We start from the raw sequence: 20,061 nt of genomic DNA, 5'->3' as shown, positions 1-20,061 counted from the left end.
CAGTTTGATTCATTTCTGACTCTCCTTTTTGTGTTATAAAATAACTCAAACGTCAGATTAAGTAAAGACTATTACAGTTAAGCAATTGGAAAATTTATTTTGTTCATCGGAAAAGTATTTTATTAAAATGAATGCTGATGAGTAATAAGGTGTCTGTCAGATTAAGCTTGAACTACCGCAAATTAATAACTTACAAATTCCTGTTACAATATAGCTTAAATCGTAAGATATTTCTTTAGAATCAACACATACACCAGAATGTATCATACCAAACTTAATTAGTTTGAATCTTGCTTGTAATGGCGTCCCCTACAGGATTCGAACCTGTGACCTACGGCTTAGAAGGCCGTTGCTCTATCCAGCTGAGCTAAGGAGACTTAGATAGGTTTTTTATTTAGATGTTGTGTATTATATAAAGCTATTTCGATACGTCAATGATTTTTAATGGCCTATTATATCGGATTGATAAAATATCATCAATTTGGTTTTTTATTAGAGTCGTTGATGTTTTGTATTAATCATAAAATTTCTTTACATTTTTAACTATTAGCAAATTATATAATAGGCCTATGTAATTAAATGTCGAATATTGTTGTTAATAATATTCAGTTTTTATACATTCTAGTAATTAATTTTGGTATAGTAATATCTAGCTATGATTTAGTTAAATGATGACTTATAATGCTTTTTTAGCAATCTTTTCCAGTAGACAGTTATTATGACTCTCAAATTGTCCTTTAAGGTATCTTTTATCAACTGAAAGATGAAAATAGAGCCTAAAAGATTATTAGAGAAATAATTTTTTTAACTTTTTGTTTTATTTTTATAAAATACAATAGACGTTGCTATTACCGAACCAATTAATAATATACTACTTAATACAAAATTGCTTTGCCATCCCAGATAATCAAAAAACAATCCGCCTATCGTTGAACCTATCGCAATTGATGATTGAATTACTGCAACCATTAGTCCTCCACCAATTTCTGCATCTTTGGGTAATGTTTGTGCTATCCATGCCCACCACCCAGTTGGTGCGGCCGTAGCAAACAATCCCCATAAACTGAATAAAGTAGCTACAGTCCAGATGTGACTACTAGTTAAAAATAAACCTATGATAATGACAGTCATTATTAAAGAAATCATCATTAGTGTTTGATAGAGTTTAGTTTTCAGAAAGGTTGCAATTACCATTGTTCCAATAAAACCAGCGACACCTATAGCAAGTAAAATTAAATATAGATTAAAATTATCTACCTTAGCCACTGTTTCTAGAAAAGGGCGCACATAGGTGAATAAAGTAAACTGTCCCATGAAAAATAATCCACATGCCAGTAAGCCTATAGATAGAATTGGTTTTTTTAGCAGTTGAAGCATAGGCTTGTTAGGTTGATTTTCTTTATAGGTTTTCATAGTAGGCAGGCTAATGCATTGCCAAATAAATGCAAAAATAGCAAGGGGAATGATACAAATAAATGCTCCACGCCAGCCTATTGTTTCTCCTAAGTAGCTTCCCAGTGGTGCGGCTATAATTGTCGCAAGAGCATTACCGCCATTGAAAATAGCTAGAGCCTTAGGTACTTGATGGTGTGGCACCAAACGAATGGCCGTTGCAGCTGACATTGACCAGAATCCACCGATAGCAATACCAATCAGTGCTCTTCCCAGAATATAAACCAAGTAATAGGATGTGATAGCGATAACTAGCCCGGATAAAGCCATTAAAAACGTAAAAAATAGTAACAGTAGTTTTCGATCTAAGTTTCCTGTAAGTTTATGAATTGTCAGACTAGTTAGTACTGCTAGTATACCTGATATAGCAATACCTTGACCCGCTTGTCCATCGGTAATTTGTAAATCTTTAGCAATAGGTGTAAGTAGGCTTACAGGTAAAAATTCTGAAGCAATTAATACAAAAACGCATAGCGTCATAGAAAATATACCGCTCCAGTGTGTGTATGTTTTATTGTTTGGTATATTGAGATTTTTTTTAGACATTATAGCTTTATCCTCATACCTTTTTGACCGGCCGAGTTACATTAAGGGCAAATGTTGTTTCTGTATATAGTAGTTATAAAGTTAATAAAAACAAAATATTAGAAATAACATTTTTGTCATTTATATAATGATAATAGCCATCAGTAAATACAGTTATTTTTGTTGGGATGGCTAATATATATACCTTATAATTTTAAGCTGGTCTTAAAGAACTGTTCAAATTTAGTAAATGGTATTTTTCCTGTGGTATTGTCATATAAATCGACATGATTTGCTTCAGAAACAATTACCAATTCTTTTTTCTTGCCACCGACCATTTTATAAGCATCCTCAGCAAAATAACGAGAATGAGCCTTTTCACCAGTAACAATTAATGTGGGAATAGTAATTTCATTTGCATAGCTTAGTAGCGGCATATTCATAAATGAAAGAGGCATTGTTGCATTCCATGCTCCAACCGAATTAATAGAACGAGGATGAAAACCACGAGGCATTCGGTAGTAATTATAAAACTCTTTCAACACTGGAGGCGGATTTTCTGGTAATGTTTCTGGCAAAATACGTTTAGAAGCACTGACTTTACCTTTCTCATCGATATAAATATCATGTCCACCTAATGTGGGAATACCTGTTTTAGCATCTTCCCAACGTTGTTCGTTCAGATATTGCAAAATAGAATGTCGATCAGCTGTTGAATAACGATCTTTTCCATCACCAACCCCATGACCCATTGCACGACTCATATCGTACATTACACTCGTTGCAACAGCCTTTACACGAGTATCCATTGCTGCATTGTTTAATGCCATACCGCCCCAGCCACAAATGCCGAGCAGTCCAATACGATTACGATCCACTTCTTTTTGTAGACCAAGAAAATCAACTGCAGCACTAAAATCCTCGGTATTGATATCGGGAGAAGCAACATTACGTGGGTAGCCACCACTTTCTCCGGTATAAGATGGATCAAAAGCCAACGTAATAAAACCTTGTTCGGCTAGTGTTTGAGCGTATAGCCCGCTCGCTTGTTCTTTTACTGCACCAAAAGGTCCGCTGATTGCGATTGCAGCTAATTCGCATTCATTTTGATTTTTGGGAATATAAAGATCGCCGATTAATATAATTCCATAACGGTTCTGAAAGGCGACTTTACGGTGATTAACTTTTGTACTTTTAGGAAAGGTCTTGTCCCATTTTTCGATCTGTGATAAAGGTGAAATTTGATTTATCTTATCAGTACTCATAGTTATAACTCCACTTATTGGTGTGAATAGTATAGTAGTTGGTGGAACAAATTTTGCTAAAAGCTCTTATTACTCATTTTTTTACTGATATAGATTATATTTAGATAACTCAGCAGAAATTGTATTAGTAATTATTATAATTAATATTAATAGTATTGATTAGTGGGGAAAAAATGCTAAGATTAATACTAAATTGTTATAAATAAGAGTAAAAAAATACTTTGCTAACTAAGCGAGAAAACTACAATGATCTTTACCTGTTTATGATTGTTGTACAGGAAGGAAGCTTTACCGCTGCAGCAAAACGGCTTGGGCTTGCACAATCAGGGATAAGTCGTTCTATCCGTGAGCTTGAAAAGCGCCTTGGTTTACAGCTTTTGGTTCGCACAACGCGCAAATTATCTCTGACGCAGGCGGGTGGACAATTTTATCAAAAAGTACTGTCTGGATTTGATGCATTAAATGACGGACTAACCTCTCTAGCTTATTATCGTAATACTCCATCAGGTACTGTTCGCATCAATGCTAGCCAGCATGTTATAGATAAAGTGCTATTACCTAAGTTAGCGGTATTTCAACAACTTTATCCTGATATCCGATTGGAACTTATCAATGAAAGCAGGTTTGTTGATATTATTTCTGAGCGATTTGATGCAGGTGTGCGCCTAGGTCCAGAAATTAACGATGGCATGGTTGCTGTACGTATTTACCCAGATATGGAAATGGCAATTGTTGGCACTCCCGACCACTTTCGTCGCTATGGATTTCCACAAATACCAGCAGATTTAGTGGCACATCCTTGCATTGCATATCAGCTTGGTGACGGAAGTTTGTACTCGTGGGAGCTTTATCAAGATGGCGAAAAAATTACCCACCGACCTGAGGGAAAATGGGTTTTTGCTGATAGTTATTTGGAAGCTAAAGCTACTCGCTTGGGATTGGGGTTAGCCTATGTACCAGAAGAATTGGTAGCGGATGATATAGAAAAAGGCGTTCTCATTAGAGTGCTACAGCGTTTTAGTCTTAAGCTCGAAGCATCGTATATCTATTACCCTAATAGAAATATATCTCCTGCGCTACGAGCTGTTATTGACGCATTGAAAATTTAAAGGGAGATTAAATTGTCTACATTTGATTATTTGTAATAGTCCTTATTTAATTCGATATTTGAGTTATTTTATAACGCAAAAGGGGATGCCAGAAATGAATCAAACAACAAAAATCATTAAACCTAAATTAGGACTTTAAAAATAAAATTATTGCCACTAACTTCTTGTCTTAATTATTACTTTTTAATTGGAGCGGGAAACGAGGTTCGAACTCGCGACCCCGACCTTGGCAAGGTCGTGCTCTACCAACTGAGCTATTCCCGCATGAGAGTTGTTTGTTAGTGGTGCCCGGGGCGAGACTTGAACTCGCACGGCCAAAAAGGCCGAGGGATTTTAAATCCCTTGTGTCTACCGATTTCACCACCCGGGCTCAAAATTAATTACTAAAAAGTAATTTGTTTTGAATGCTGTGCATTTTACCGATCTTATGGTTTCAGTCAATAAAAATTTTAAATAAATCGTTTAATTGCTCAATGTTTGACTGATTAACAATTTAAATAGAAGTTATTGGTTGATTTTGAAGGGGATGAGTAATTTTGTTTACTAGAATTTATCAACAAAATTACTCGAATAAAAACATGCTTAGGTAGAAATATTAACTAAAAGTTATTATTCTTCTAATAAATCGCTATGTGCTATCCATAAATATTGCAACATTGATAATAGCGTTAATACTGTTGCAATAAACAATGCTGCAAGACCTGCGTAAATAACAATGTCACAAGGACGCCAAAGTAGCCAAGTTAATGCTGTCATTTGTGCTATCGTTTTGATTTTCCCAATTGACGAAACAGCTACATTGTTACGTTTACCAATTTCAGCCATCCATTCCCGTAAGGCCGATATTATAATTTCTCGTGAAACAATAATAATTGCAGGGATTGAGATCCACCATGATTGATAATATTGTGTAATTAAAACAAGCGCTATTGTTACTATGATTTTGTCGGCGACTGGATCTAAAAATGCGCCAAACTTGGTTGTCTGTCCTAGGCGGCGAGCAAGATAACCATCTAATACATCAGTCACGGCCGCAATTAAAAAAATTAATGCAGAGAAAAAACCAGACCATTCATGAGGGAACAAATAAAATGCCAGCACAAAAAAAGGAATTAAAATAACTCGAAATAGTGTTAAAAATGTTGGAAAATTAATTTTCATGTGACAAAAGCTCTTTTTTTATTTTATTAATCAATGCATTATAGATTAATAAAAAACAGTATTTTCTTAATGATTATGTTGCCTGAAATATGTTATTTTTTCAATGGGTTATTGTTGTAAATTTAGATAAATTTTTTCAGCTAATTGTTTTGATATACCTTGTACTTGCGCTATTTCATCAATACTGGCATTTTTTAACTCTCTTAATCCACCAAAATGTTTCAGTAGTGCTTGACGCCTTTTAGCGCCAATACCTTCAATATGTTCTAAGGCGCTGTCGGTTAATTGTTTTGTCCCTTTTTTACGTTGACCAACAATAGCATGATCATGTGATGCATTTCTTATTTGCTGAATGAGTAATAGTGCAGGGGAGTGATCATCAAGATAATGTCCTGTACCATGAGCTTCAAAAAAGAGGGTTTCTAATCCTTCTTTACGATCAGCTCCTTTAGCAACACCAATTAGTATAGGATGATTTTTGTTCCAATTTACCTCTAATTGTTCAAATACCTTTAGAGCTTGATTAAGTTGCCCTTTACCACCGTCAATAAAAATAATATCAGGAACTTTTTCATCGGGTAGTTCTTTTTTACTGTAACGACGCGTTAAGACTTGTTCCATTGCCGCATAATCATCGCCTGGTGTGATACCAGTAATATTATAACGACGGAATTCAGATTTAACAGGTCCTTTATCATCAAATACAACACAAGATGCAATCGTGTTTTTACCCATAAAGTGGCTGATATCAAAACATTCCATTCGGTTAATTTTATCGATTCCCAAAAAAGATTTTAATGCGTCATATCGTTGTTTTATTGTGGAATTTTCTAATAGCTTATTTTTAACTTCAGTTTGAGCGTTTACTGTTGCAATATTGAGTAATTTAAGATTATCTCCTTTAGGTTCATCAATGAGTTTAACTTGATGCTCTGCAATAAGTGACAGTGTCTCTTCCATTGGTTGTTTATCTGATAATGAAAAATTAAGTAAAATTTTTCTCGGAATATTTCTATTCTGATTACCTTGTAGATAAAATTGTCCTAAAAAAGTTTCGATAACTTCTTCTAGTTCTGTATTTGATGGTACTTTAGGAAAGTATGATCGATGACCAAAAGTTTGCCCATTACGAATAAACAGTACATAGATACAAGCTAATCCTAATTCATAATGGAATCCAATAACATCAAGATTATCATTATTATTGTATATTGCTTGTTTTTCATTAATGTGTTTTATTGCTTGAAGTTGATCACGCAAAACTACTGCTTTTTCAAAGTTGAGTTCGCTACTAGCTTTTTGCATATCTTCAGTTATTTTTTGTATTATCTGATCTGATTGGCCAGATAAAAATAATCTAACATAGTTAACTTGTTCTAGGTAATCTTCATCACTGACTAATCCAGACACACAAGGCCCTAAGCAACGTTTAATCTGATATTGTAGGCAGGGGCGAGTTCGGTTGCGATAGGTTGAATTTAAACACTGTCTTATTGGAAATGTTTTTTGTAATAAAGCCAATATTTGCTTTACTGCATATCCACTTGGATAAGGGCCAAAAAATTCATCTTTTTTTCGATTGACCGCACCACGATAAAGAGACAATTGCGGATGTTGTTCTTTGCTTAACTTTATAAATGGGTAACTTTTGTCATCTTTTAACAGTACATTGTATCGTGGTTGATACTTTTTAATATAAGTCTGTTCAAGCAGTAAGGCTTCGGTTTCGGTATTGGTAATTGTAAATTCAATATGATGGATATGACTAACGAGCATATCCGTTTTTAGCGTTTTTTTACTATTATTAAAGTAACTTTTTAAACGATTATTAAGATCTTTAGCCTTTCCCACATAAATAATCGTCTGTTTATCATTAAACATTTGATAAATTCCCGGCTTATGTGGGACTGTTTTTAAAAAAGATGCTGAATCAAATTGGCTCATATTAGTTTTCAAATTTGAGGGCTTTTTTCTCTATAATCCTCATAATGGTGCTAAGTAAACCATTTATCAAGAGATATATTAACCCAGCAGCAATAAAAATAGTGAAATCATAATAATCCGCATTCAATTCATTGCTGTAGCCCATAACATCCATAACAGGAATCATTGACGCTAATGCTGTGCCTTTTACTACAAAGACAACTTCATTTGAATAAGTCGAAAGGGCTCTTTTTAATGCATAAGGCAAAACAACTTTTAAAGTTTGTTTTTTATTCATGCCAAGTGCTTCACAAGCTTGCCACTGTCCTTTAGGTAAGGCTTTTAATGAACCATAAAAAATTTGAGTTGTATAGGCGGCACTATTGAGTGTTAATGCTAAATAGGCACAAAACCAAGGCGAAGAAATAATGTTATAAAACGTCGGTATTTTGATTAAAATATCTCTAAATTGTGATGGCCCATAATAAATTAGTAAAAGTTGTACTAGTAAAGGTGTACCTGTAAATATAATGACATATGTGCGTATAACTTTATTTAATATAAAGTGATTTAATGACAATAGACATGATAGACAAGTAGCAATCAATCCAGCAGATAAAATACCCAAAATACCTAAACTTAGTGTATCGGGTAAACCTTGGGCAATGATGTTAAGGTAATGAATAAAATTATCAGACATAATACGGCCTTACTAACTTTTCGCTGATGTAGGTTGTTCAAAATAGGTTGAGCGTTTTTCAATACGCGTTATAACCTTTTGACTTAAAATTGAGATAATTAGATAAATGATCATTGCAACAAAATACCATAAAAAAGGTTGGTTGGTTCGCGCGATGATAGTTTTGGTTTGCATCATTAAATCATCAATTGCAATTGCTGAAACTAATGCGGTGTCTTTTAACAAAATTAACCACTGATTACTTAATCCAGGCAAGGCATGACGCCACATTTGTGGCATTATAATGCGAAAAAACGTGCGTGATTTACTTAACCCAAGTACTTGAGCTGCTTGTTTTTGTCCGTTAGAAATTGCTTTAAATGCACCGCGTAACGTTTGAGAGGCATAAACAGCGTATAAAAGTGATAGTGCTGCAACACCGCATAAAAAAGGACTAATATTAAAATCTTGAATATCTAATTGTATCGTCAACGACAAATAATAAAGATCGATTGTGAAACCATCATTTAATAATATTAATAATAGTGGTAATCCGTTATAAATAGCCACAACAATTAATAATTCAGGTAAAGCACGAATTGCTAAGTTAAATAAGGACATTGTCCAGGCAACTGGTTTAAATGGAACAGATTCTAGTATTGAGAAAATTAAAGCGAAAACAATTCCGATAATTAATGATACAAAAGCCAATGATAATGTGATACCTGTTGCTTTTATAAGCGGCAAAATATACCCATCCATTAACGATGAGATCCATATCATTTTATTTGCAAAAAAATCAAACATAAAAAAACCAAGGTTAATTTAAAAAATAAATTCGCCGCAAGATAATGCGGCGAGATTATCATTGTTATATTTATTTAAAAATATAGTTTATTTATTAAACCATTTTTTATAGATAGCATCTAACTCACCGTTAGCTTTTAATTTATCTATCGCTTGATCAAATTGGTTAAGTAATTTTTCGTTACCCTTACGGATAGCAATTCCTAAACCTTCACCAAAATAGTCGTGGTCAGTGATTTTATCGCTTAAAGCAACAATATCAGTCTCTTTGCCTAGCCATTCGCCAGCTACAATCGAGCTTGAAACTATTGCATCAATTCTCTTCGCTTTTAAATCTAAAATAGCGTACTGATAACTATCATAGCTAACTGCTTTCATATCTGGGAATTTATCAATTAAATATTTAGGATAAGTTGTTCCTTTTTGTAGACCAACTCGTTTACCTTTTAGTTGATCGAGACTAGTTAATGTATCTTTCAATGTAACAAATTGGATTGAGCTATCATCATAATAAATTTTAGTAAAATCAACTTGTTTTTGTCGTTCTGGCGTAATATCAATTCCGGCTATAGCGGCATCAATTCGACGAGTTTTTAAGCTAGGAATTAAACCATCAAATGATTGATTGACAATTTTGCATGAAACTTTTATTTCATCACAAATCTTATTAATCACATCAATATCAAAGCCGATGATTTCATTTTTTTCATTAGTAAATTCAAAAGGCGCATAAGTTGCTTCTGTTCCGATTGTTAAGGTGTCTGCTGCTTGAGCTACAAAAGCAGTTCCTGCAAGACAAATGGCTAGTAACGTTTTTTTCATATATCCACCTAATTTTATTTTAATTAATGTGACAAATAAGCTTTAAACTCTTCAGTTTTAGGATGAGCAAAACATTCGAGTTGTCCTCGCTCAATAATTTTACCTTGCTCCATATAAATTACTTGTGAAGCAATTTTGCGTGCAAAATCAACTTCATGCGTAACTATAATTTGTGTAATACCTGTTTGAGATAGCTCATTGATAATTTCGGCAATTTGCGATGTAATTGCTGGATCTAATGCTGCTGTAGGTTCATCGAATAATAATATTTGAGGTTCCATCATTAACGCTCTAGCAATAGCGACACGTTGCTGTTGTCCACCTGAGAGGTGAAGCGGGTAGCGTTGTGCCATATCATCAATTTGCAATCTTTGTAATATCGCCATTGCTTTATCGCAAGCTTCTTTTTTAGATAACTTTAATACTTGGCAAGGTGCTTCAATCAAATTTTCTAGTACCGTCAAATGCGGCCATAAATTATAGTTTTGAAATACCATGCCTACATTTTTACGGAGATGTCTAATTGTTGATTCACTGATTTTTTCAGAAAAATCAAAATGGGTGTTAGCAATAGTCATCTGCCCTGATTTAGGTATTTCAAGTAAATTAAATACTTTTAATAAAGAGCTTTTTCCTGCTCCACTTTGACCAAGTAATACAATGGTTTCACCAAGTGGATAGCAGAGTGAAACATCATTTAAGGCCTGATGTTTACCATAAAAACAGTTAATATGGTTTAATTCAATATTCATTGTTAGTTATACATTTTTCTTGATGCTAAATTTGATTAAATATTACTTTTTTCTGCATAAAAATGCAATCTAATTTATTAGACAAGTCCTCTTTTGTCTGGTTTTTATACTTAAAGATGCACTTTCTTGAAAGTTTTTACAATCTTTTGTTATTTAGGATGGTTATTGAGCATTAGATAAAATAGGAATTACAGGGCCAAGATATCTAGGTTCTTTTTTTAGAATATAAAGATCAATAAATGCACTAACGCGCGCAAACATTTCGCGGATACGGACTAACTTCATATTTTTAGGGGAGGGTACAGCAAAACATTGTGCTTGTATGTCTTGTGCAAGGGCAATAAAAATAGCTCGTTCGCAATGAAACTCTTGAGTGATAATAGTAAAATTATTTGCATCAAATACTTTATTGGCACGAACCACCGAATCAAAAGTTCTAAAACCTGCATAATCCAAAACGATCACATCGCTAGGAATTCCAGCTTTTATCAAATCCTTCTTCATAGTAATTGGTTCGTTGTAGCTTAAAAGAGCGTTATCACCACTTAATAATAAATAATCAACTTTGTTTTGCCAATAAAGATCAATTGCTCCATCAATACGATTACGATAAAAATCATTTAAACCTCCTCCTCGAACATATTTCGATGTTCCAAGTACAACACCAATAGTTCGGTAAGGAAGTTTGTTTTCATCATGATAAATATAAGGAGCCGTTTTATAGCTGATCCAATAATCTAAACCTACAATAGCAGTTATTGGAATCAAGCAAAAACTAGCAATATAAGCAATATAAGCAATAAGCTTTTTTAAATTCATGCTAAAACCGGTTAAAAATAAATACCATTATTGGAAATAAAAAAGGTGCTGTCAATGAGGTCATAACACCACATAAAACTAATGATAACGAACTATACGCACCTTCGTTATAATCAACCTCAATACAACGAGCAGTGCCGACAGCATGTGAAACAGCACCGATAGCTAATCCTCTTGCTGGTGCTGATTTTATTTTTACTAAATTTAATATTTGATGTCCAAATATGCCGCCTAATGTTCCAACTAATATCACGCATAATGCAGCTATTGATGGTACACCATCTTGATTACTTGCAATTGTTACTGCAATGGCTGTAGTGACAGATTTAGGTAGCACAGATGCAGCAATCTCAATACTTCCACCTAACCAAAATACAATACAAACACCGGTTATCATTGAAGCAAGCGATGCGGTAAAAGTAATAATCATTATTGACTTCCAACGCGCTTTAATTTGGGGAATAAGTTCATATAAAGGATAGGCGAGAGCAACAACAGAATAAGGCAATAGGCCATTAATGATTTGTACGTTGTCAACGTATTGTGTATAGCTGGTGTTTGTGATCAGTAAAATTGGAATTAATACTATGACCGTAATCACTAGGGGATTAAATAATGGATTTTTTATTTTAAATGATATTTTTCTAATAATGAAGAAAACCAAAAGTGTTAATGGTAGCATCCATATCATGGCTGATTGACCTCATCTTTTGGTGATGAAATTGAATTTTTTGCTGCGACTTTATGACATTGTTCTGTTAAAAATGCAGTTAGAATCAATACAATAAGAGAACCACCTACACAGCCAAATATAATCGGAACCCAATTTTGTAATAAAAGTGAATAATTATCCATAATCCCCATTGCTGCAGGAATAAATAATAATGTCATGTAACGCATGAATAGATTACAGCTATTTTTGATCCAGCAAGTGGGAATTAACTGAAATGCAAGTAAGAAGAACAGGATTAATAAACCAATAATACTGCCAGGAATCATTATAGGTAATATTTTAGAAAAAATATTACCCATCCATAAACAAAGAGTTAATATGACCAATCCACGACCATAACTAAAAAAAGTATAGTATAAAGAATATAGTCTATGTCTGATGGTGGCGTGCTTAGCTAGAAAATGTTTCATAACGTAAATGCTATTAATCTTAATTATAAATTATGACGGATGCTAGAGTGACATAAAGTTATTTGTCTATATGATACGCTCGTCAAAATTAATTACCAACTAAATAATGGCAGTAATGATAAAGTTGTTTAATTATTGCTAGTTTTTCTGGTTGCTGAATATAAGTTTCAGCATATTGTTCTAATATTAATAAGTAATCTTGAATTTTTGGGGTGTTGAGTTTATCGCGACAATAATCTTTCCAAATAATCTGTTCATGCTCTGTTAATGTTTGTGGGTAATTTCGCGCTTTATAACGAAAAAATAGTGTTGGTAAACGAGGATCATCAAACGTTAATGATAAACTATCTAATAGATGAATTGGAGTTGTTCGAATAGTCTCGCAGCGTAATTTATCTTGGTTATTTAGAAATTTTCCATAAATTTGAGCATCAACATCAGCGTTAATAGTATTAATAGAACTATTATTATCAATATTAAATAACGTCTGCATTTTATTTTGTAATAAATTTTGATTTTCTAACAATTTATGTTGATTTATTAAACATTGCTCTATATCAATGTTAAACCGTTCAGCATTTTCAGGTAATAATGTTTTTAATGGTGCAATAATAGGACATTTATTGGTATGAATCAATTTTAAAGGTATTCGTGATTCACCTAATTGTAGATCTTTAGTTTTGGTGTAGAGTCTTTCCTTTATTTGCTCAACGGGGAGATCGATTAAGAGATCTATATCTCCAGTTAAATCGCAAATAACAGCGGCACTATTTTGTACTGGATGCCAAATTATAGGTGAAACTAAAGATAGATTACCACGATGGCTACCTAACATGCCTGATACATGAACTATTGGTGTCATATTAACTACATCAATAAGTTCAGCAACTTTATTTTTCTTACGTAATGAGAAAAAATAATTAAACAGTTTAGGTTGTTTTTCTTTTATTAATTTAGCCATTGCTATAGTTGCATAAACATCAGACATTGCATCATGTGCATGTTCATGCTTAATGTTATTTGCTTTTGTTAGATGTTCTAAACGAAAACTTGGTAGACCTTCATCATTAGTTGGCCAATTAATTCCTTCTGGTCTTAGCGCATAACAAGCACGAACTACATCAAGTAGATCCCATCTTGAATTGTTGTGTTGCCAACAATAAGTATAAGGGTCATAAAAATTACGATATAAAAGATTACGCGTTACTTCATCATCAAAACGAATATTGTTATAGCCTAAAATACAAGTATTAGGTTTGCTAAAAGCTTGATGAATTTGTCGAATAAATTCAGCCTCACAAACTCCTTTGTTATTAGCTTCTTGAGGTGTTATGCCAGTAATTAGTACCGCTTCTGGATTGGGTAGATAATCTTGAGTTTGACAACAATATATAACCAAAGGATCTTCAATAATATTAAAATTCTCATCAGTTCGAATTCCAGCAAATTGAGCAGGGCGATCTAGTGCAGGATGAGTTCCAAATGTTTCATAATCATGGAAGTAAAAACTTGGCTGTTCTTGGTTATTTTTCATTGTGTAACCATATATTTTATGTTTTCTGTCAAGAAACTCATAAATTTCATTATATATACTCAAAATAATCAGCTTCTTTTCCCCATTTTATAGGGGGCTTAGAATAATTTATTATTAGCAAGGTAGAAATTAATCAATTCAAAATTTTGAATGATTTAAAATGAGTATAATTTATTCTTAATTAGTTGGTGCACTTTCGATAATATCTGCTAGTTTTTCGAGTGTTAGCCTTAAAAATTTTGGCATAGCTTCCAACTCGATAGAATCCATTAAATTTTTTACATACAACCCCAATTCAGTATCACCTTCAACAATCAAACGACGTTGAAAAAATAGTGAATCGGGGTCTTGTCGTCTAGTTGCTATCATAATTAAATCATTAGCATTACCTATAAAGCTGACATCAGCAATTTCTTCTCGGCTAACAACTAATTTATTATCGATTAAACTAACAAACCACACAAGCTCTAGATCAGTAACTTGAATTTTAAGCCAACGATTTTCTAAAAAATCTAGATCACCATCTTGTAAAGAATGTTTAAATTGTAATTTCAATAATTGCTCTATGGTTTGTCTTTTTACATTAAAAGGAATGCATCGCAAGGTAAGCCCCAAAATATGGGGCGCTTTATTGACAAACTGTGAATGAATTTTGTTTAGAATTTGGCTTTTTGCTCCAATCATTTATGCATCCCCAGAAATCATTTTTTCATAAATATCCAGATCGTTATTTAAATGTTCATAAACTTCTTCGCTCACTTCATTACGAACTTTCATTTGTAGTAAAGCTGTACGTTCTGCACCAATTGCAACTAGACGCATACGTCTTTCTAAGTTTTCAGCCTCTAGTGCTTTTTGTTCTAAATCTTTAAGTCCAGTTCGGCGTCTTAATGAACCAATAACACGAGAACCAATTTCATGTATAATTTCCTGATCTAAGCCAGATTCAGACGTTTCTTGCAATAAATTATTTTGCATTTTTTCAAGACTGATAATCGCTTCTTCTGCCATTTGACCTTTAACTGATAAAATTTCATTTTTTTGTTCAGAATTATCTAAAATTACACTACCTCGTAACAAGATAGGTAAGATTATCACCGCTGCAATCAATGATATTAATATGATACCTGTCGCAATAAAGACCAGTTGATAACGTCCATTAATTGTCATTGGAATAGATAAAACACCAGCTAGAGTGATAGCTCCTCTAACGCCAGCAAATGTTGAAATTAAAAGATCTCTGGTTGAGTATGCCCTAAATGCAAGAGGTCTCTTAGTTCCAAAAGGCATCGTTGGCATATGTTTCATTGACCATAACCAAGCAAATCTAGTTCCCATCAATACAGCAAAAACGAATAAAACAATTAAACATAGTTGCCATACCTCAATTGAGGTATCAATTTGGTTTTCTACAAAAGTATTATTAAAAATGCTTGGTAGTTGAATACCTAATAAAACAAATACAAATCCATTAAACACAAAGGTTAACATTGACCATGTACTATCTGATTGCAAACGTGCAGTTAAAGGTGCGTTTCGCATCATACCAGAATGATTGACTGTCATACCTGCGCTTACTGCTGCTAAAATACCAGAGCAATGACATTCCTCAGCAATGATATAGGCGGCAAAAGGTAGTAAAAATAGTAATACTATTTGAATAGCGGGATCATTGTGAGTAAGCTTATTTATTTTACGCAAGATACGTGCATATAACCAAGTAAATAAAACACCAATAGCTAATCCACCAATAGCAACTACAAAAAACTGGACACTAACATCAAAGATATTGAATACTGCATCACCAACGGCAATAGCAATAGCAAATTTTAAAGAAACCAAACCTGAAGCATCATTCATCAATGCTTCACCTTCGATGATTTCCATCTTTTCTTTTTCAATACGACCTTTACCTACAATTCCACTTAATGCTACGGCATCTGTTGGCGATAAAACTGCGGCTAATGCAAATGTTGCAGCTAGATCGATTCCTTTTGGTAACATCCAATAAAGTAAATAACCAACAGCTACAATTGTTATTACAACTAAAACTAGCGCTAGCCCAACAATTTCTCTAACATTGTGCACAAAATCTTTTACCGATGTTTTGCGCCCATCGGCAAAGAGTAAAGGTGGAATGAATAAAACAAGAAATAACTCTGGGTCAAATTTGACATAAACTCCAAAGGCAGCCAATATACAACCTAATAATATTTGCATTAGAGGCAATGGGATTTGTATTGGTAGCATTTTAATAACAACACCAGAAAGTGATACAATTAAAACTAGTAGTAAAATTATTGAAAAAAGATCCATAGTTCCTCTTTTATTTATCCTATAATCCTATTGTTTACATTGATTATATCGGATCTTTAACTAAATTTCAGTTGAAAATTTCATAGATTTATCTAAATTTTACTCAGAAACAATTATTAACCAAGAAACAGTAGTGTAATTGAAAGGTATTTTGAATGGAAAATTGGCAAAGAGCATTTATACTACATACTCGTTCTTATACTGAAACTAGTTTATTAGTCGATCTATTTGTTGAAAATATCGGAAAAATAAAGGTATTAGCTAAAGGTGCTAAACGAAAAAACTCTGCCTTGAAAGGTATGTTGCAACCTTTTACTCCACTTATTGTGCAATACTCAGGCCAAGGTGAAATAAAAACATTGCGTCAGGTTGAAGCTATGTCGCTTGCATTGCCATTGGTATCTGTTTTTTTGTATAGCGCATTTTATTTAAATGAACTATTACATCGAGTTTTAGTTGCAGAAGCAGAAATGCCAACTCTTTTTGATGATTATCTAAAAAGTCTGCAACAATTAGCCCAACAGGTTCCTGCTGAAAATGTGTTGCGAGCTTTTGAATTATCGTTATTAGAAAATTTAGGATATCACGTTGATTTTTTTCACTGCTGTGTAACTGGCGATGACATTGTTAAATCGATGCATTATCAATATCAATCGGAAAAAGGATTTATCAGTAGTTTATTACAAAATAGCATCAGCTTTACTGGCGAGCAGGTTTTAGCTTTAGGAAAACGTCAATTTGATAATATCGATACGTTAAAAGCAGCTAAACGCTTTACTAGGATGGCGTTGAAACCTTATGTAGGATCAAAACCATTCAAAAGCAGAGAGCTATTTCTAAAAATTTAGTTTTGCTAATTTGGCTGCACGATTTAAAAGAGTTATTAAATTCATTTCGATGTTGAATTAAGTAATATATCAAGCTGATTAGCAAATTTTTCTCGGTCTTTGCTGGAAAATGGAGCTGAACCTTTAGATTGTATTCCACTTGCTCGCATGGTTTCCATAAAATCTCTCATAATTAATCGTTCTTTAATTGTATCTAGTGTATATTGTTCACCTCGTGGCGTGAGCACTAATGCATTTTTATTTAAAACTTCAGATGCAAGTGGAATGTCTGAGGTAATAACTAAATCATTTTTTTGAATCGACTCAATTATTTTTCTATCTGCTACATCAAATCCTTTTTCAACTAATAAAGTTTTAATATAAGGTGACAAGGGGATAGTTAAACATTGATTTGCAATTAATGTTGTATTTATTGCTTTTCGATTTGCAACTCGATATAAAATCTCTTTAATTGGGTTAGGGCAGGCATCAGCATCAATCCAAATATTCATAGCATATGTGTTCATATTATAAACTTTTATTAATTAATGATTATAACCTTTGTTATACAAAAATAATCATTTATTTGTAAAAAAGTTTCCGGTAACTATGTGTTTTAGTATATTTATTAAGCTCATATAAATATGATTCTTTCTATTTTAAATCCAGATGATAAGTGGTAGTATATTCGACCTATTTTTTAAGTAAGCAAGTGCGCTTTCGTGTGGTGCACCACTGTTATAAGGATTTGTTATGCCAATTATTACTCTTCCTGACGGAAGCCAACGTCAATTCGATAAACCCGTTACTGTTTTAGAAGTTGCTCAAAGTATTGGAGCAGGTCTTGCTAAAGCTTGTATAGCTGGGAGTGTAAATGGCGTGCGTAAAGATGCCTGTGATGTCATTGATCAAGATGCAACATTAGCCATCATTACAGCCAAAGATGAAGATGGACTCGAAATTATTCGCCATTCTTGTGCACATTTATTGGGTCACGCAATTAAACAACTATGGCCTAATACACAAATGGCTATTGGTCCAACAATTGATAATGGTTTTTATTATGATGTTGATTTAGATCACTCTTTAACTCAGGAAGACCTTGATGCACTAGAAAAACGCATGCATGAATTGGCTAAAAAAAATTATGAAGTAAAAAAAGAAGTGGTTAGTTGGGAGCGCGCTAGAGAAGTTTTTTGGGAGCGACATGAACCATATAAAATTGCTATTTTAGATGAAAATATTCCAAAAGATTCAAAACCAGCACTTTATCATCACGAAGAATATATTGATATGTGTCGTGGACCACATGTACCTAATATGCGTTTTTGCCATCATTTTAAATTGCAAAAAATTGCTGGAGCTTATTGGCGCGGTAACAGTGATAATAAAATGTTACAACGTATTTATGGAACAGCATGGGCAGATAAAAAACAACTTGATAGCTATTTACAATTTTTAGAAGAAGCGGCTAAACGAGATCATCGTAAAATCGGCAAGCAACTAGATCTTTATCATATGCAAGAAGAGGCGCCTGGTATGGTGTTTTGGCATAATGATGGTTGGATTATCTTTCGTGAACTTGAGGTTTTTGTTCGCACGAAATTGAAAGAATACGATTATCAAGAAGTAAAAGGTCCATTTATGATGGATCGTGTTTTGTGGGAAAAAACAGGTCACTGGGGTAATTATAAAGAGTTAATGTTTGTTACTTCTTCTGAAAATCGTGAATATTGTATTAAACCAATGAACTGTCCAGGACACGTACAAATTTTTAATCAAGGCTTAAAATCTTATCGTGATTTACCATTACGTATGGCGGAATTTGGTAGTTGCCATCGTAATGAACCTTCAGGATCTTTACATGGTTTGATGCGCGTTCGAGGTTTTACACAAGATGATGCACATATCTTTTGTACTGAAGATCAAATTCGCAGTGAAGTAAATAGCTGTATCAAAATGGTTTATGATACTTATAGTACTTTCGGTTTTAATGATATTACTGTTAAGTTATCAACCCGTCCTGAAAAACGAATTGGTAAGGATGAAACTTGGGATCTTGCTGAAAAAGATTTAGCTGAATGTTTAACAGAAAATGGCATTGAATTCGAATATTTACCAGGTGAAGGCGCTTTTTATGGCCCAAAAATAGAGTTTACCTTGCATGACTGTTTAGGTAGAGCATGGCAATGCGGTACAGTTCAGCTTGATTTTATGCTACCTGAACGTTTAGATGCGACTTATGTAGGTGAAGATAATGAACGTCATGTCCCGGTTATGATTCATAGAGCTATTTTAGGTTCTATGGAGCGTTTTATGGGTATCTTGACTGAAAACTGTGCAGGATTTTTCCCTACTTGGCTTGCTCCATTGCAAATTGCAGTAATTAATATTACCGATAATCAAGCTGAATATGCCAAACAATTAACCGCACAATTACAAAAAGTTGGCATTAGAGCAAAAGCGGACTTGAGAAATGAGAAAATAGGGTTTAAAATTCGCGAGCATACTCTAAAACGTGTTCCTTATATGTTTGTTTGTGGAGACAAAGAAATGGAATCGGGAACAATTTCAGTTCGAACTCGTCAAGGTAAAGATCTTGGTAGCTTTGAAGTGAAACATGTTATAGAATTGTTGCTTAACGAAATTCATAGTCGTTCATTAGAACAAATGAATTAATGATAAATTAATTTGGAGGAATGAGATATTAAAGTCAGTAAACGAATTCAGTCAACACGAGCACATAAAATCAATGATGAAATTACAGCTCGTGAGGTGAGGTTAACCGGCGTCGATGGTGAGCAGCTCGGTATAGTAAGCTTAGATGAAGCTTTAAAACAAGCTGAAGAAGCAGCTTTAGATTTAGTTGAAATAAGCCCTAATGCAGAGCCACCTGTTTGTCGAATTATGGATTATGGCAAGTTCCT

The 20,061-nt window shown here is 33.5% G+C and carries 19 protein-coding genes and 3 tRNA genes; 4 read left to right on the top strand and 18 right to left on the bottom strand.

Features of this window, described 5'->3' with window-relative positions; translation table 11 throughout:
* Positions 1-300 precede the first annotated feature (300 nt).
* The 3 genes from J6569_RS09835 to J6569_RS09825 all read right to left on the bottom strand — a co-directional run bounded on the left by J6569_RS09835 (position 301) and on the right by J6569_RS09825 (position 3,275).
* Positions 301-377 (bottom strand) — tRNA-Arg (locus J6569_RS09835).
* Between the two features lie 427 nt (positions 378-804).
* Positions 805-1,998 carry an MFS transporter gene (locus tag J6569_RS09830; RefSeq protein WP_296318350.1) on the bottom strand — a complete coding sequence of 398 codons (1,194 nt, stop codon included), beginning with the start codon at positions 1,996-1,998 and terminating at the stop codon, positions 805-807.
* Between the two features lie 185 nt (positions 1,999-2,183).
* The gene (locus tag J6569_RS09825; RefSeq protein WP_363319039.1) at positions 2,184-3,275 is read right to left on the bottom strand and encodes an alpha/beta hydrolase; all 1,092 of its coding nucleotides are present in this window, start codon (positions 3,273-3,275) and stop codon (positions 2,184-2,186) included.
* Positions 3,276-3,463: 188 nt separating this feature from the next.
* On the opposite strand from J6569_RS09825, the gene J6569_RS09820 reads away from it, so the two are divergent.
* On the top strand, positions 3,464-4,351 hold the full coding sequence (locus J6569_RS09820) for a LysR family transcriptional regulator (RefSeq protein WP_296318349.1): 888 nt from the start codon (positions 3,464-3,466) through the stop codon (positions 4,349-4,351).
* A gap of 188 nt (positions 4,352-4,539) precedes the next feature.
* On the opposite strand, the gene J6569_RS09815 is transcribed toward J6569_RS09820, so the two are convergent.
* From J6569_RS09815 to J6569_RS09750, 14 genes are all read right to left on the bottom strand, one after another.
* A tRNA-Gly gene (locus J6569_RS09815) sits at positions 4,540-4,615 on the bottom strand.
* Positions 4,616-4,633: 18 nt separating this feature from the next.
* A tRNA-Leu gene (locus J6569_RS09810) sits at positions 4,634-4,721 on the bottom strand.
* Positions 4,722-4,960: 239 nt separating this feature from the next.
* Complete coding sequence (pgsA, locus tag J6569_RS09805; RefSeq protein WP_034913104.1) at positions 4,961-5,512, bottom strand: CDP-diacylglycerol--glycerol-3-phosphate 3-phosphatidyltransferase; 552 nt, start codon at positions 5,510-5,512, stop codon at positions 4,961-4,963.
* Between the two features lie 108 nt (positions 5,513-5,620).
* Positions 5,621-7,456 (bottom strand): excinuclease ABC subunit UvrC, encoded by a 1,836-nt coding sequence (gene uvrC / locus J6569_RS09800; protein WP_296318348.1) that lies wholly within the window; start codon positions 7,454-7,456, stop codon positions 5,621-5,623.
* A gap of 1 nt (position 7,457) precedes the next feature.
* Entirely contained in the window at positions 7,458-8,135 is a 678-nt protein-coding gene (gene artM, locus J6569_RS09795; protein WP_296318347.1) for an arginine ABC transporter permease ArtM, read from the bottom strand.
* Positions 8,136-8,147: 12 nt separating this feature from the next.
* Positions 8,148-8,876 (bottom strand): arginine ABC transporter permease ArtQ, encoded by a 729-nt coding sequence (gene artQ, locus J6569_RS09790; RefSeq protein ID WP_366941266.1) that lies wholly within the window; start codon positions 8,874-8,876, stop codon positions 8,148-8,150.
* A gap of 132 nt (positions 8,877-9,008) precedes the next feature.
* A complete protein-coding gene (locus J6569_RS09785) occupies positions 9,009-9,743 on the bottom strand; it encodes a transporter substrate-binding domain-containing protein (protein WP_296318345.1) in 735 nt (244 codons plus the stop codon).
* 23 nt (positions 9,744-9,766) lie between these two features.
* On the bottom strand, positions 9,767-10,495 hold the full coding sequence (artP, locus tag J6569_RS09780) for an arginine ABC transporter ATP-binding protein ArtP (RefSeq protein ID WP_065560281.1): 729 nt from the start codon (positions 10,493-10,495) through the stop codon (positions 9,767-9,769).
* 162 nt (positions 10,496-10,657) lie between these two features.
* Positions 10,658-11,314 (bottom strand): ElyC/SanA/YdcF family protein, encoded by a 657-nt coding sequence (locus J6569_RS09775; RefSeq protein WP_296318344.1) that lies wholly within the window; start codon positions 11,312-11,314, stop codon positions 10,658-10,660.
* Between the two features lies 1 nt (position 11,315).
* Entirely contained in the window at positions 11,316-12,005 is a 690-nt protein-coding gene (locus J6569_RS09770) for a CidB/LrgB family autolysis modulator (RefSeq protein WP_296318343.1), read from the bottom strand.
* Positions 12,002-12,457, bottom strand: coding sequence for a CidA/LrgA family protein (locus tag J6569_RS09765; RefSeq protein WP_296301642.1), 456 nt, complete (start codon positions 12,455-12,457; stop codon positions 12,002-12,004). The genes J6569_RS09770 and J6569_RS09765 overlap by 4 nt, the downstream gene beginning before the upstream one ends.
* An 88-nt stretch (positions 12,458-12,545) precedes the next feature.
* Complete coding sequence (gene sbcB / locus J6569_RS09760) at positions 12,546-13,991, bottom strand: exodeoxyribonuclease I (RefSeq protein WP_296318342.1); 1,446 nt, start codon at positions 13,989-13,991, stop codon at positions 12,546-12,548.
* Between the two features lie 177 nt (positions 13,992-14,168).
* Positions 14,169-14,675 (bottom strand): SCP2 domain-containing protein, encoded by a 507-nt coding sequence (locus J6569_RS09755; protein ID WP_363319024.1) that lies wholly within the window; start codon positions 14,673-14,675, stop codon positions 14,169-14,171.
* The gene (locus J6569_RS09750) at positions 14,676-16,307 is read right to left on the bottom strand and encodes a Na+/H+ antiporter (RefSeq protein ID WP_065590948.1); all 1,632 of its coding nucleotides are present in this window, start codon (positions 16,305-16,307) and stop codon (positions 14,676-14,678) included.
* Between the two features lie 155 nt (positions 16,308-16,462).
* Here J6569_RS09750 and recO point away from each other — a divergent pair, with 155 nt between their 5' ends.
* On the top strand, positions 16,463-17,155 hold the full coding sequence (gene recO / locus J6569_RS09745) for a DNA repair protein RecO (RefSeq protein WP_296318341.1): 693 nt from the start codon (positions 16,463-16,465) through the stop codon (positions 17,153-17,155).
* A 41-nt stretch (positions 17,156-17,196) separates the two neighbouring features.
* Here the strand turns inward: recO and J6569_RS09740 are convergent, their stop codons facing one another.
* Positions 17,197-17,646: a YaiI/YqxD family protein gene (locus tag J6569_RS09740; protein WP_366941265.1), complete on the bottom strand. Its 450-nt coding sequence runs from the start codon at positions 17,644-17,646 to the stop codon at positions 17,197-17,199.
* Positions 17,647-17,887: 241 nt separating this feature from the next.
* Between J6569_RS09740 and thrS the strand changes: the two genes are divergently transcribed.
* Entirely contained in the window at positions 17,888-19,813 is a 1,926-nt protein-coding gene (gene thrS / locus J6569_RS09735) for a threonine--tRNA ligase (RefSeq protein ID WP_296318339.1), read from the top strand.
* A 27-nt stretch (positions 19,814-19,840) separates the two neighbouring features.
* Positions 19,841-20,061: translation initiation factor IF-3 (infC, locus tag J6569_RS09730; RefSeq protein ID WP_366941264.1), on the top strand; the 221-nt coding region annotated here is incomplete at its 3' end.

This window comes from Gilliamella sp. (assembly GCF_024104075.1).
In the GTDB taxonomy this organism is placed as follows: domain Bacteria; phylum Pseudomonadota; class Gammaproteobacteria; order Enterobacterales; family Orbaceae; genus Gilliamella; species Gilliamella bombi.
The sequence above is the reverse complement of the archived record's forward strand: the minus strand, read 5'-3'. Positions and strand labels throughout refer to the sequence as shown.